We start from the raw sequence: 14,320 nt of genomic DNA on the forward strand, positions 1-14,320 counted from the left end.
TAAAAGGATTCTCTCATGAGTAACAATATCATCCATGCCTATGCCGCAATGAAAGCGGGTGCAGAACTTGAACCCTATCAATTTGATGCCGGAGAATTACAAGCGCATCAGGTTGAAGTCAAAGTTGAATATTGCGGTTTATGCCATTCTGATGTTTCTGTAATTAATAATGAGTGGCGCTCTTCGGTTTATCCGGTAGTTGCAGGTCATGAAATTATTGGCATCATTACCCAGCTGGGTTCAGAAGCCAAAGGCTTGAAAGTGGGACAACGTGTTGGCATCGGCTGGACAGCAGAAAGTTGCCAGCACTGTGATTCTTGTGTATCTGGACAGCAAGTATTATGTAGCGGTGGACAAACAGCGACCATTGTTGGACATGCTGGCGGTTTTGCTGACAAAGTGCGTGCCGGCTGGCAATGGATCATCCCCCTGCCTGAAGATCTAGACCCAGAAAGTGCAGGCCCACTTCTTTGTGGGGGAATTACGGTATTTGATCCGATTCTTAAACATCAAATTCAAGCCACTCATCATGTGGGCGTGATCGGGATTGGCGGTTTGGGGCATATGGCGATTAAACTGCTAAAAGCCTGGGGCTGTGAAATTACGGCCTTTACCTCCAGCTTAGACAAGACTGAAGAACTAAAAGCCATGGGTGCAGACCATGTGGTGAATAGCCGCGATTCTGCTGCGCTAAAAGCTCAACGCGGAAAATTTGATTTGTTACTCTGTACCGTGAATGTCACTTTAGACTGGTCGGCCTACTTAAGCAGTCTGGCACCGCATGGCACCATCCATATGCTGGGTCTGGTTTTGGAGCCAATGCAAATTCCAGCCAGCATGCTGATTGGCGGCGCGAAATCGGTCACAGGTTCGCCAACAGGCTCCCCTGCCGCACTGCGTCAACTGCTCAAGTTTGCAGCGCGTAAAAATATTGCACCGCAAATTGAAGTCTTTCCGATGTCGCAACTTAATGAGGCAATTGAACATCTGCATTCTGGTAAAGCACGTTACCGGATTGTGTTAAAAGCTGATTTCTAATTTTTATTTGATCCCGCTAAATTTAAATCTGCCTAGCCGCAATGGTTGGGCAGATTTTTTTGGAAATTTCACCATTAAATTACTTATAAATACACGGCTAACTTTTGTGCCAAAAACTCGATAAATAGACGTACACGTTTCGGCAGGTGTTCTTGTCGATAATAAACTGCATGGATTTTTTGATAATGCAGTTCAATTTGATCTTCAAATAAGGCTTTCAGGCGACCTGCCTGTAAATCTTCCTGTATCAAAAATCGGGATAAACAGGTAACTCCTACCCCTTGTAAAGCCAGTTGCCTCACAGTTTCACCATTAGAGGCTTTTATTTTGGGATGAGCAATAAAATCTTCAGCATTTAATTGGATCGGCCAGGTGTTTAAATGGGTCGGATGGCTAAAACCCAATAAAATATGTGAGGCTAAATCCTCTGAGGATTGTGGTATGCCATGTTGTTCTAAATATGATGGACTCGCGACAATATATAAACGACTGCGGCACAACAATTTGGCATGTAAGCTGGAGTCGTGCAATTCCCCAAAACGGATCGCAACATCAGTTTTATGTTCGAGCAAATCAATCACCTGATCATGATTACTCAGTTCAATTTCAATATTCGGATATTGCTGCATAAACTCCTGAATTAAAGGCACAATCACATGCAAGATAAATGGTGTGGCAGAATCGACCCGAATCAGTCCGGAAATATCACTGTTCGACTTCAGTAAAGCATCTTCGGCTTCTGCCAAGTCATTTAAAATTTTGCGGGCTTTGGCCAGAAACAGTTGTCCTTCCTGGGTCAGTTTCAGCTTACGTGTGGTACGTTCCAACAAGGTCACGTTCAGCTTGTTTTCCAGCCGTTGCAAGGCACGACTGACACCCGATGTGGTTTGTCCCAAACGTTCTGCTGCCATGACAATTGAACCACTATCGACGATAGTGACAAAGGCATGGAGTTCCTCAATGGTCGATTTCATCTTCCACTCATTTATTGATTTTTAGTCAATAATATTTTGCAAATTAACCTGTTTTTTAGCAACAATAAAAGCATCAAAATAATACCCATCTTAAAATTTAAATATTGAGTAAAACCATGATTGTGCCAAAATTTGGTCTCGGAACTTTTCGCTTATCTGGACAGACCGTGATTGATTCTGTCAAGACTGCACTTGAAGTCGGTTATCGCGCAGTCGATACTGCGCAAATTTATGCCAATGAAGCAGAAGTAGGACAAGCGATTGCCGAAAGTCAGCTCAATCGAAATGAGCTGTTTATCACCACTAAAATCTGGACAGACCATTATGCGCCGGAAAAACTGATTCCCAGTATAAAAGACAGTTTACGAAAACTGCGGACTGATGCCGTCAATCTCACCTTGATCCATTGGCCTGCACCTAAGTTAGGCATATCCATTGCTGAAGTGATGCAAGCGCTACTTGAAGCCAAACAACAAGGCTTGACCGAGTATATCGGGATTTCCAACTTCAATATTGAACTGACTCAACAAGCAATTAACAGCATTGGTCTAGAACATATTGCGACCAATCAGATTGAACTCAGCCCCTATTTGCAAAATCATCGGCTTGTAGATTTTTTACAATCTCAGAATATCGATGTCACATCCTATATGACTTTGGCTTATGGCAAGGTATTGAATAACCCCGTCCTGCAAGATATTGCCGCACAGCATCAGGCTTCAACTGCACAAATTGCTTTAGCATGGGCAATGCAGCAAGGCTTTGCCGTGATTCCATCTTCCACCAAACGCGAACATTTAATTGCCAATTTATTTGCACAAGAGATTCAACTGACGAAAGATGAAATGTCAACCATTGCCCAACTCGACCGTAATGCACGTGAAATCAGTCCTGAACAACTTGCCCCGCTTTGGGATTAAAATGAGCTGATGAAAATTAACTTTCCTTTACTGGCTCTGGCTGTAGGTGCCTTTGCCATTGGCACCACCGAATTTTCTCCGATGGGTTTTCTACCTGAAATTGCACAAGATCTGGAGATTTCAATTCCACGTGCCGGCATGCTGATCAGTGCCTATGCGTTTGGGGTGATGCTGGGTGCACCGCTGATGACTTTGTGGCTGAGTCGCTATTCAAAACGTAAATCCTTAATTTTACTGATGGCGATTTTTACCATTGGCAATATTCTGGCAATGCTTGCGCCAAGCTATTTAAGTCTAATGGGCGCGCGTATTATTACCAGTTTAAATCACGGCGCATTTTTTGGGATTGGCTCAGTCGTTGCAGCCAGTGTAGTACCGAAAGATAAACAAGCTAGTGCAGTCGCAATGATGTTTATGGGGCTGACTATTGCCAATATTGGTGGTGTGCCACTGGCCACCTGGATTGGACAAAATATTGGTTGGCGCATGTCTTTCCTCGGGGTCTCTGCCCTTGGCCTCATTACCATGTTTGCTCTATGGAAAGCTTTGCCTGAAGGTAAAACCAGTCATAAGCCTAATGTAAAACAGGAGCTTAAAGTCCTCACCCGTTTGCCTGTGGTTCTGGCCTTACTGACCACTGTGATGAGTGCAGGTGCGATGTTCGCCTTATATACCTATATTGCGCCCAGCTTAAAAAGCTTTGCCCAAGCTTCACCTGAAATGATCACCCTGATGCTGGTACTGATTGGAATCGGTTTTTCTGTTGGTAATCATTTGGGCGGTAAATTTGCCGATCTGTCTTTAGATAAAACCCTGATTGGATTTTTACTGCTGTTAATTGTGATGATGTTGCTGTTCCCTGTTTTGGCCACTACAACTCTAGGGGCAGCAGTTGCATTGATTATTTGGGGGATTGCTGCTTTTGCCGTAGTTCCTCCACTGCAAATGCGAGTGATGTCGGTCGCACATGATGCGCCTGGTTTGGCTTCTTCAGTGAATATTGGTGCCTTTAACTTGGGTAATGCTTTAGGCGCGATTGCGGGAGCCAGTGTGCTGAATATAGGTCTCAGCTATACATCAGTTTCATTTGCCGGTGCGGGATTGAGTGTACTGGCGTTGCTGTTGGTGTTGATTCAGATGAAACTTGCGTCTAATAAAGCAGTGGATTATCAGCCCTGCGCATAAAATTCATCTCACTATATATCCAAGAGAAAAGTCCGCATCATGCGGACTTTTTAGTGTTATGGATTAACGCAAAGCTTCGGGCAAGGCAGTAATACTGGATGGCTTACTCAGTTCCGTTTTCATTTTTTGCAACATCTGATAAGGTTGCTGCTGTACAAACATATTCACAAAGCTTAAAGGAATGGCGCCTTCGGGATTGGCATAACCATAAGTGGAAACTTTAGTTTTATTATTGGCGAGTTTTTGAAAGGTCCAATCGCCTTCGTAATGGGTTAAACGTACATAATCCGGATTTTTGGCATAGCCTTTGTCGACCGCTTTATTTTTAATCGTGATGATACCTTGGGCATCTTTCATGATTTTGCCTTGTACCACTAAATCACGATCTTTTAGCGGAAAAGGGAAATCCAGCACCATATACAATAAAAATTCGCCTTTTTTGTCATCCCGCGAAAGGACTTTGATACTCCCCATATATGGCACCCATTGCACTGCATGGTCAATATCTAAAATCAGATTAACCGCTTTTTCTAAAGGGCTATCGTAAGTCGTTTCAGCTTTGTATATAAACACCGGGTTTTGACTATTTTGAAAGGTCCAAACTTTAATATTGTTTTTATTAATACTGAGCTTGGCATTATCCACAGGTTTAGCCTGTACTGTAGCCAACATTGCCACAGCACAAGCCATCAATATCACTTTTTTCATTCCGTTGAGCTTCTTATTTTAATTTTGCTGTATTGTTATAAATGATTTTGACGATTTTTTACACCTGAATATCGTTAAATCCAAGTACATCTTTCATGTCATATTTACGCGCCTCACGGCCCACCACCCAAGCTGCAGCACGGATTGCACCTGAAGCAAAGTTCATGCGATTAGTCGCTTTATGGGTAATTTCAACACGTTCACCATCAGCAATAAACATGGCGGTATGCTCACCCACAATATCGCCACCACGAATCGTCTGGAAACCAATGCTTTTACGCTCACGTGGACCGGTATGACCTTCACGGCAATATACAGCATCTTCTTTAAGGTCGCGACCCAAAGCACCTGCAATTGCCTCACCCATCATCAGGGCTGTACCCGATGGCGCATCCACTTTATGGCGGTGATGTGCTTCGATTACTTCAATATCGACCGTGTCACCAAATACTTTTGACGCAAGTTCCAACAGTTTGATTGAAACATTGACACCGACAGAATAGTTCGCGGCATAGACCACCGGGGTTTGGGTTGCGCTTTCATCAAGAAAGGCTTTTTGTTCATCGTTCATGCCGGTCGTACCGATCACAATGGCCACGCCCGCCTCACGGCACAATTTTAAATGCTGGGCAGTTGCAAGCGGTGCAGTGAAATCCACCACCACGTCGCAGTCTTTTAATACGTCTTGCAGATTGCCAACAATCTTCACTCCCACTGCACCAATACCGGCAACCTCGCCTGCATCTGCACCAATCAAGCTGCTTTCAGGACGCTCAACCGCTGCGGCAAGCTGATAACCTGCTTCTTTAACGGCTTGAACAAGGATGCGTCCCATACGACCGCCTGCACCCAATACACCAATGCGTGGAGCTGCTGACATAACATATTCCTGATGTTGATTCTAAGTGGGTCTTACTATAGCAAAACTCTGTACTAACACTAAGTTTCAGTCTGAAATATTTTATTGAAAAAAAGAGAAACCGGTCGTGGCACATGCTACTAGCAAAGCACAATAAAATGGCTCAGTCCAAGCCGGTTCCTATATTGAAAGTTGAGTGTTAAAAATAAATGATTTTGCTGCTGATTTTCATCTCATTGTAAACATCACTACGCAGACTACGCGACACGATTGACATCATCTCCCCCCTTAAAAGAGGGAGATTCCTACTGCTAGACGCTTATGCCCAAGCGCAAGTATGTTCTTAGCGGAATTTAAATCACGATCATTTACACTTCCGCATTCACATTCCCATACTCTTATTCGCAAATCTGCCCTACCTTTCGGACTGCCTGCGGTGATCTCACCACAGCACGAACAAATTTGGGTTGTGAATCTTTCATTAACTTCTTCAAACAATACGCCTGCGTTCTCGCATTTATACTTGAGCATTGTTTTTAGTGCTGAAAATCCGGTATCCAAAACCGATTTTGCCATTTTAGTTTTTACAAGTTTTTTGGCACTTAGATCGCCAACAACAATCAGTGCATTTTTCTTCACAAGCATAGTGCTTGCTTTATGCAAATGGTCTTTACGACAATTCGCAATCTTGGCGTGTAATACACGTACACGTTTTTTATTCTTTGCTCTTTGAGCAATCCCTAATTTCTGCTCATACTGGCGATAGAAATTTGGATTTGAAATCACTGTTCCATCGGAACAGGTGGCAATATCTTTTAAACCCAAATCAATCCCGATCGCTTTAGTTGCAGTCGATTTCTCAGTTTTAGGGTTATCCACAACCAAGCAAACGTACCAACGTCCACGCGCATCCTCAACGAACGAGCCTGTTTTAATTTGATACTTACTTAGTCCGTAGCTATCCCAAAGGCTAAACCACTGCTTTCGATATTGAATCTGTCCATTATGGTACTTAATACAACTCTTTTTAAATGGAATCCAACCTAAAGAGCGTCTAGCAGATTTCTTGTTGCTGATACGCCATCTTAATTTAGCTTTTTTGAATTGCTTTCTACGAGTAACAAATTCTTCTGTGACAGCTTGAATAGTATTGCTGTTTAAGTTGATACCAGCTTTTGAAGCGCCAGCAGTATATTGGGACATATCAAATGCAGAGAAGAACTGTTGCTTTCTCTGGAGGTGTTTAAAACTTAAATCATTGACATAATTCCAGACAAAATTCACCTGAGATGCGAGTTCATTAAGCATCTTTGAATGTTTGTCTTTTATGCGTAATTTAAGAGTTTTCATGCATCAACATTAACACATACAGGGTTTATTTCTTTTTAAAATTATAATTTTACGACAAATTGTGACGCATGGCTTGGTCCAGTCGCTTACCTCCTCGCCCTGAAGGCATAGGTGACTTGGCGAATACAGCATTCTGAAGATGAACAAAATCAGAAAATCCGTGCGTTTCTCGCCCGTCTTTCAGGCAGGTAGCAGAAAAGAGGCAAACTTGAAAGTGCGCCTGCCCTATTGGCAGGACTTTCGATTTTACTGAACACCCTTCAACTGCTCTCAGAATATTCAATAGATGAACTGAATGAGATTGCATTAGGTACCTCATAGAGGTGTAAATACCTATGCCCTGAAGGGCAAGGTTTCACGTTCCAAATGATAAAAAAAGGGTGATATCAATATCACCCTTTTTCTGACAGCCGTTTGAAATTAATCAAACAGACCGAAGAACGATTTTTTCTTTGGAGATGATTTACTGTCTTCACCATCCATCGTTTCTTGCAATTCTTTTAATAACTCACGTTGACGAGCCGTTAAATTCACCGGTGTTTCTACCACTACGCGGCAAAGTAAATCGCCTTGCATACTGGTACGCACAGGTTTAACCCCTTTACCACGTAAGCGGAACATTTTCCCGGTTTGAGTTCCCTCAGGAATTTTCAAACTTACACGACCATCGAGGGTTGGAATTTGAATTTCTTTACCCAAAGCGGCATCAGCAATGCTGACAGGCACATCCATATACAAGTCTGCACCATCACGCTGGAAGATTTCATGCTCGCGCACCACAACTTCAACGTATAAATCGCCTGACTGACCATCACGAATCGCTTCGCCTTTGCCAGTTAAACGTACGCGGTCACCATTGTCCACGCCTGCAGGAATAGTAACTTCAAGCGTTTGTTGACGATCTGATACACCAGAACCATGACATTTATTACATGGATTCTTAATAATGGTACCTTGACCACGACAGGTGCTACAGGTTTGCTGAACAGAGAAGAAGCCCTGTTGCATGCGCACTTGACCTGCACCATGACAGGTTTTACAAGTTTCAACATCTTTAGGATTTTTTGAACCCTTACCATCACACGCATCACAAGGTGCAGGTGCGGTAAACGTAATGGTTTTTTTCACGCCCTTGACTGCTTCTTCAAGGGTCAATTCCATCACGTAGCGAAGGTCTGATCCACGACGTGCACGTTGTTGTTGACGACCACCGCCACCAAAAGCGCCACCAAAGATATCGCCAAACTGGCTAAAGATATCTTCTGCATTGAAACCGCCACCAAAGCCGCCACCGCCGCCGCCCATACCACCTTCAAAGGCATTGTGCCCCATACGGTCATACATGCTGCGTTTTTCACCATCGGATAAAATTTCATAAGCTTCAGCAGCTTCTTTAAATTTATCTTCAGCTTCAGGGTTGTCTGGATTGCGGTCCGGATGATATTTCATCGCCAACTTACGGTAGGCTTTTTTAATTTCATCATCACTAGCGGTTTTAGCGACGCCCAAAACCTCATAATAATCACGTTTAGCCATATCTGGCGATGCTCCTCACGGAATTTGATTTAATGCTTAACTGTGGACTGAAATTGGGGGTCAATCCAAATTTTACAAGGGGAATGCTGGGAAAAAATTTAGCCAGATTAGAAAACGGCTTTATTTTTTAAAAATCGAGAGATGCCTTTAAGCCAAGCATTAAGCAGAAACAAAAAGGCGATCATCGTAAATACTACACCAGCAACCGTACAACCGGTTACCCAAAGTGCGCTATCCCAATAAAAGAAAATCAGCGGAATAAACCAAAGTGCAGCAAATAACACCAAAATAGAATAGATCACAATATTTCGCATCACCCAAAGCGCTTGAGCTTCAAGCCATACTTCAACCCCATCCACTTGTGTGACTTTGCGCGCATACCAGTAGGCAAATACACCACTAATCACAGTAAATAAAGCAAAAAACATGAAGACATAAGAAGTCGCAATGGAACGGCGAAGTCGGCTTAAGTTATCTTGCTTCATGTGCTTTTTAACCCCATTTACTACACGCTTAATATTTTAATATGCAGTAAATTGCTTTATAGAAATGTATACAAATATCCAGTGCTACTATATTGAAATTTTCAATATTTCGCACCTGGTTATTGTCAAAAAATTATGTACTTTGCTTATTTTTATTCACTTTAAAGCATTGTGCATACAATGCAGGTAAAAAGAACAGCGTCAGCAGGGTTGCAACAATCAATCCACCCATAATGGCAACCGCCATCGGACCAAAGAAAATACTGCGCGATAAAGGAATCATCGCCAGTACCGCAGCCAATGCCGTCAACACAATCGGACGACAACGGCGCGTCGTTGCATCAACAATCGCTGACCACGGATCATGTCCCTCTTGAATATCCTGTTCAATCTGATCAATCAAAATTAAAGAATTTCGCATGATCATGCCGGAAAGTGCAATTGTTCCCAACATCGCCACAAAACCAAAAGGTTTATTGAACAATAACAGGAATAATACCACCCCTATCAAGCCCAACGGTGCCGTTAACAACACAATGAACGCACGTGACATGCTCTTGAGCTGAATCATCAATAAAGTCATCACTACAGCCAAGAAAAATGGCATACCGGCATTCACCGAGTTTTGTCCGCGTGCAGACTCTTCCACGGTTCCGCCCACTTCAACCAGATAACCACTTGGCAATTCAGCACGCAGTTGATCCATTTTTTCAGCCAGTTCACCGACCACAGTTGCCGGCTGTAATTTACTGCGAATATCGGCGCGCACGGTAATAGTCGGTAAACGGTTACGATGCCAAATCAGACCATCTTCAAAGTCATATTCAATTTTTGCAATTTGCGCCAGCGGAACGGAACCCCCATTTGCTGTGGGTACTGCCAGACTGGATAAGGCCTCAACATTAATCCGTTCAGCCTGATCACCACGCAGACGAATTTCAATCAATTCACGTTTTTCACGATATTGATTAATGGTTGCACCACTAATGGAGCTATTTAAGAAATTGGCTAAATCCAAGCTCGACACCCCCATTTGGCGGGCACGGTCCTGGTCGATATTTAAATGAATGACTTTGCTTGGCTCGCCCCAGTCCAAATGCACATTGCTGGTATTCGGATTATCACCGATTACAGCAGCAACTTTATGCGCCCACTGACGGACTAAATGCAAGTCCTCACCTGAAACCCGATACTGCAATGGATAACCGACTGGCGGACCATTTTCTAACAGGGAGACGCGGGTACGAACATCCGGCAACAATTTACGAATTTCCTGATCTAAAGATTGACGAATTTCATCACGGTCATCCAAGGACGAAGCCAAAACCACAAACTGGGCAAAACTGGCCTGTGGAAGTTGCTGATCTAGCGGTAAATAGAAACGGGTTGAACCTGTGCCAACATAGGCCACATAGTTATCAATGCCTTGTTTAGTCGACAAAAGTTTTTCGACTTTTTTCACCGCATTTTCAGTTGAAGTGAGTGATGCACCTTCTTCCAGTTTTAAATCCACCAAAATTTCGGCACGATTTGAGGGTGGGAAAAACTGTTGCGGCACCAGTTTAAACATCAAGACCGACAATACAAAAATAGCCACCGTCGCTGCAATCACCGTTTTACGATAGGTCAGGCAGGTATCAACCCAATTTCTAAATTTTTGATAAAACTTGGTCTGATACGGATCATGATGTTCACCGGCATGATGCTGTAGTGGTTGTGGTTCAGGTTGCTTACGTAAACGTGCCCAAAGACGCTGATACCACGGTGCTTTTTGTGGCAAGTTTGCAAAATCCGGGAGAAGTTTGTCGCCTAGATATGGCACAAAAAGCACTGCGGCAAACCATGACACAATCAGCGCAATCGTCACCACTTGGAAAATGGAACGCGTATATTCACCAGTACTGGATGCAGCCGTTGCAATCGGTAAGAAACCTGCTGCGGTAATTAAAGTCCCTGTCAGCATGGGGAAAGCGGTGGTCTTCCAGGTAAAACCTGCGGCCTCAAGCCGGCTATAGCCCTGCTCCATTTTGATCGCCATCATCTCGACGGCAATAATTGCATCATCAACCAATAAACCCAGTGCTAAAATCAGTGCACCCAGTGAAATTTTATGCAGTCCGACATCGAATAAATTCATCCCGGCAAAGGTCATCGCCAATACTAAGGGAATCGAAAATGCAACCACCAGTCCGGTACGGAAGCCGAGTGAGAAGAAGCTGACCAGTAAAACGATAATCACCGCTTCAGCCAACACTTTCATGAACTCATTGACGCTGTGTTTCACCGCCACCGGTTGATCAGAAACCTTTTGCAGCTGCATGCCCAAAGGCAAAGACTTTTGTAAACGGGAAAATTCAGTTTCGAGGTTTTTACCTAAAGCCAGAATATCTCCACCTTTACGCATCGAGACCGCAATGCCAATCCCGTTTTCACCCATAAAGCGCATACGCGGTTGAGCCGGCTCGCTAAAGCCACGATAGACTTCTGCGACATCGCCCAGTTGAATGGTCTTGCCTGCCACCAAGAGTGGTATTTGTTTTAATTCTTCAACATTTTGCAGCTGACCGCTGACCCGCATCTGAATACGGTCAGTGCCCGTTTCAAAGAACCCGGCACTGGCCACGGTATTTTGTTGTTGCAGGGCTTGCTGAATAGCCGTGACCGGAATACCGAGTTGAGTTGCTTTGGTATTGGAGAGTTCAATCCAGATTTTCTGGTCTTGCAAGCCGACCAGATTGACTTTGCCGACATCTTTCACCCGTTGCAATTGCAGTTGCAAGCGGTCGGCATATTCTTTCAATATGCCGTAGTCAAAATCGTTGCCAGTGAGGACATAAATATTGCCGAAGGTATCGCCAAATTCATCGTTAAAAAACGGACCTTGTACGCCACTGGGTAATTGCTGTTTGATATCCCCGACTTTTTTTCGGACCTGATACCATACATCTGGAATCTGACTGGAGCGTAACGAGTCTTTGGCCACAAAAGTCACCATCGATTCGCCCGGACGTGAAAATGCCATGATGCGTTCATAGTTGCCCGTGCTCATCAGTTCTTTTTCAATACGATCGGTGACCTGTAATGAAACTTCTTCAGCTGTTGCTCCCGGCCAATAGGTTTGAATCACCATCACCTTAAAGGTAAATGGTGGATCTTCGCTTTGTGCCAGTTTGGAATAAGAGACGATCCCGACAATGCCTAATAGCAGCATAAAATAAAGGATCAGGCCTTTATTTTTTAGCGCCCATTCCGACAGGTTATAACGTGATTCAGACTTCAGGTCTTGCTTCATGAGGGCGCTCCTGCCTGAATTTTCACGGCACGGTTTTCACGGTCAATCGGCTGGATTTTTTGTTTTTCACGCAATAAATGCACCCCGCCAATCACCACATAATCTTGCGGATTCAAGCCGGACAATACCGGTACGCTGTCACGACCATAAGCACCTAAAGTCACAAAGACTTTCTGAATGGTCTGGTCAGGTTTTACCACCCAAACATAGGCATGCTGATCATTGGCAGAAACACTGGATAAAGGCACACTTAATACATTGTTTTGGGTGTTGTTAAAAAATACCCGGGCACTTTGCCCCAGTTGAATCGCAGTATTGCCTTCACGTAATGCAACTTTCACGCTAAAAGTACGGGATTGATCGGCTGCTGGTGAAATTTCACGAACATAGGCTGCAAATTTATCTTCTGGTTTAGACCACAAGGTCACCCATGCGCTTTGACCGACTTTAATCTCTGAAATGGCCTGTTCAGGAACCCCAATCACCACTTCACGATCACCGGCAATCGCCATTTGATAAGCTACCTGCCCTGCAGCGACCACCTGCCCCACTTCAATATTACGCGCAGTAATTACGCCATTTTTATTGGCGACCAACTGGTTATAACCGGTTTGGTTACGGCTGACGTCATAATTGGATTGGGCTTGTTTTAAGCCTGACATCGCTGCTTTATATTGGTTTTCAACGGCATCATATTGCGAGCGGCTCACCGCACTCATTGGGAGTAACTGCTTAAAGCGTTTCAGTTCATCTTCGGCATTTTTTGCTGCAGATTGCGCACTTTCCAGTTGAGCATTGGCCGCATTCAGTTGTAGCTGTGCATCTTTCACATCCAGTTTAGCCAGCACTTGACCGACTTTGACCTGATCACCGACATCGACATAACGTTCAATAATTTGCCCCCCAACCCGGAATGCCAAAGCCGTCTGCTGACGTGCCTGTACATCACCGGCATAACTTTTCTGCTCGTTATGCGTGCTATTCGGTTGAGTCACCATCACAAAGGGGATGTGTTCTGTTTCGGTTGCATCCGTGCTGCATCCCCATAAGGTCACACTGCAAACGATGATCATGCTGACAACTGCGGTCTTAATTATGCTCATGAAATTCGCTCTTATTTAAAAATGTTTTTTAGGGCAAAATAACGAGTATCTTAAATTGTCTATTTTTTAATTAATATACTCATTGGTACATTAATTAAAACTCATCGGTCAAAGCAATGACTTTTTTGATTTTTTTGGAAAAAATTGTGCAAATAAATGTCGGTCGCCCGAAGGACTTGGAAAAACGTCAGCAAATTTTAACTGCGGCAAAAAATCTATTTTTAAAATGTGGTTATCATGGTTCCAGTATGAATCAGATTGCGCAAGAAGCAGGCGTGACCAAACTGACGGTCTATAATCACTTTCAGGATAAAGCCAATTTATTTGTCTGTGCCATTGCGGTGACCTGCGAGGAACTGATCAGCGCGCGTCCACTGAATTTGCAGGCCGACAGTGATTTTCATCATGCATTCGTGCATGCCTGCGAGCTGGCGCTCAATATCACCAACTTACCGGAAGCCATTAAACTGGAACGGTTATTGGTGGAACTGGCGGCTGCACAAAATCCATTGGCACAAAAGTTTTATGAGGCTTCGCACCTGCGCATGAATGCAGTGTGGGAAAACTTCTTTCAACAAGCGATTAATCTGGGTTTTATTCAAGCTGAAGAATTAAAAACGCTGACGATGCTGATCGTGTCTTTGTTGTTTGGCATGCGCCATCATGAAGTCCTGCTCGGCGTTCGGGATGTTCCTACTGCTGAAGAAAAGCAGCAGATTATTCTGAACAGTATTGAATTGTTTATGCTGAAATATCAAAGAATCACTTAAAATGATCATTTAAAAAGTCAGCCTTCATTTTCCTAAAAGCTCAACGGGCAGATCAATTGCTATTTTTAGCAGCAACAGATTACATACTTTTGTCTGCCCC

The 14,320-nt window shown here is 43.7% G+C and carries 12 protein-coding genes; 4 read left to right on the forward strand and 8 right to left on the reverse strand.

The annotated features are described in order from the left end of the window. Positions 1-15: 15 nt before the first annotated feature. On the forward strand, positions 16-1,038 hold the full coding sequence (gene ahr, locus E0409_RS07005) for an NADPH-dependent aldehyde reductase Ahr (RefSeq protein ID WP_131289165.1): 1,023 nt from the start codon (positions 16-18) through the stop codon (positions 1,036-1,038). An 83-nt stretch (positions 1,039-1,121) separates the two neighbouring features. Here the strand turns inward: ahr and E0409_RS07010 are convergent, their stop codons facing one another. Continuing rightward, complete coding sequence (locus E0409_RS07010) at positions 1,122-2,012, reverse strand: LysR family transcriptional regulator (protein ID WP_131289167.1); 891 nt, start codon at positions 2,010-2,012, stop codon at positions 1,122-1,124. A gap of 116 nt (positions 2,013-2,128) precedes the next feature. Here E0409_RS07010 and dkgB point away from each other — a divergent pair, with 116 nt between their 5' ends. Together dkgB and E0409_RS07020 are read left to right on the forward strand one after the other, a co-directional pair. Next, positions 2,129-2,932 (forward strand): 2,5-didehydrogluconate reductase DkgB, encoded by an 804-nt coding sequence (gene dkgB / locus E0409_RS07015; protein ID WP_131289169.1) that lies wholly within the window; start codon positions 2,129-2,131, stop codon positions 2,930-2,932. A gap of 9 nt (positions 2,933-2,941) precedes the next feature. Then, positions 2,942-4,117, forward strand: coding sequence for an MFS transporter (locus E0409_RS07020; protein ID WP_131289171.1), 1,176 nt, complete (start codon positions 2,942-2,944; stop codon positions 4,115-4,117). Between the two features lie 63 nt (positions 4,118-4,180). Here E0409_RS07020 and E0409_RS07025 read toward each other — a convergent pair whose 3' ends face one another. The 7 genes from E0409_RS07025 to E0409_RS07060 form a co-directional block, all read right to left on the reverse strand. Then, on the reverse strand, positions 4,181-4,825 hold the full coding sequence (locus E0409_RS07025) for an START domain-containing protein (protein WP_131289173.1): 645 nt from the start codon (positions 4,823-4,825) through the stop codon (positions 4,181-4,183). A gap of 58 nt (positions 4,826-4,883) precedes the next feature. Next, positions 4,884-5,705, reverse strand: a complete 822-nt coding sequence (gene dapB / locus E0409_RS07030) for a 4-hydroxy-tetrahydrodipicolinate reductase (protein WP_131289175.1) — start codon at positions 5,703-5,705, stop codon at positions 4,884-4,886. A 267-nt stretch (positions 5,706-5,972) separates the two neighbouring features. Further along, complete coding sequence (locus E0409_RS07035; protein ID WP_131289177.1) at positions 5,973-7,034, reverse strand: RNA-guided endonuclease InsQ/TnpB family protein; 1,062 nt, start codon at positions 7,032-7,034, stop codon at positions 5,973-5,975. A 420-nt stretch (positions 7,035-7,454) separates the two neighbouring features. Beyond that, positions 7,455-8,570: a molecular chaperone DnaJ gene (gene dnaJ, locus E0409_RS07045; protein ID WP_131289179.1), complete on the reverse strand. Its 1,116-nt coding sequence runs from the start codon at positions 8,568-8,570 to the stop codon at positions 7,455-7,457. Between the two features lie 107 nt (positions 8,571-8,677). Further along, positions 8,678-9,055, reverse strand: a complete 378-nt coding sequence (locus tag E0409_RS07050; RefSeq protein ID WP_131289181.1) for a hypothetical protein — start codon at positions 9,053-9,055, stop codon at positions 8,678-8,680. 133 nt (positions 9,056-9,188) lie between these two features. Beyond that, positions 9,189-12,347 carry an efflux RND transporter permease subunit gene (locus tag E0409_RS07055; protein WP_131289184.1) on the reverse strand — a complete coding sequence of 1,053 codons (3,159 nt, stop codon included), beginning with the start codon at positions 12,345-12,347 and terminating at the stop codon, positions 9,189-9,191. Then, positions 12,344-13,450 (reverse strand): efflux RND transporter periplasmic adaptor subunit, encoded by a 1,107-nt coding sequence (locus E0409_RS07060; protein ID WP_131289186.1) that lies wholly within the window; start codon positions 13,448-13,450, stop codon positions 12,344-12,346. The genes E0409_RS07055 and E0409_RS07060 overlap by 4 nt, the downstream gene beginning before the upstream one ends. Before the next feature lie 146 nt (positions 13,451-13,596). Here E0409_RS07060 and E0409_RS07065 point away from each other — a divergent pair, with 146 nt between their 5' ends. After that, positions 13,597-14,220: a TetR/AcrR family transcriptional regulator gene (locus E0409_RS07065; RefSeq protein ID WP_131289188.1), complete on the forward strand. Its 624-nt coding sequence runs from the start codon at positions 13,597-13,599 to the stop codon at positions 14,218-14,220. The last annotated feature ends 100 nt before the right edge of the window (positions 14,221-14,320 follow it).

The sequence above is a fragment of the Acinetobacter sp. ANC 4862 genome, from assembly GCF_004336635.1.
Taxonomy (GTDB): Bacteria; Pseudomonadota; Gammaproteobacteria; order Pseudomonadales; family Moraxellaceae; genus Acinetobacter.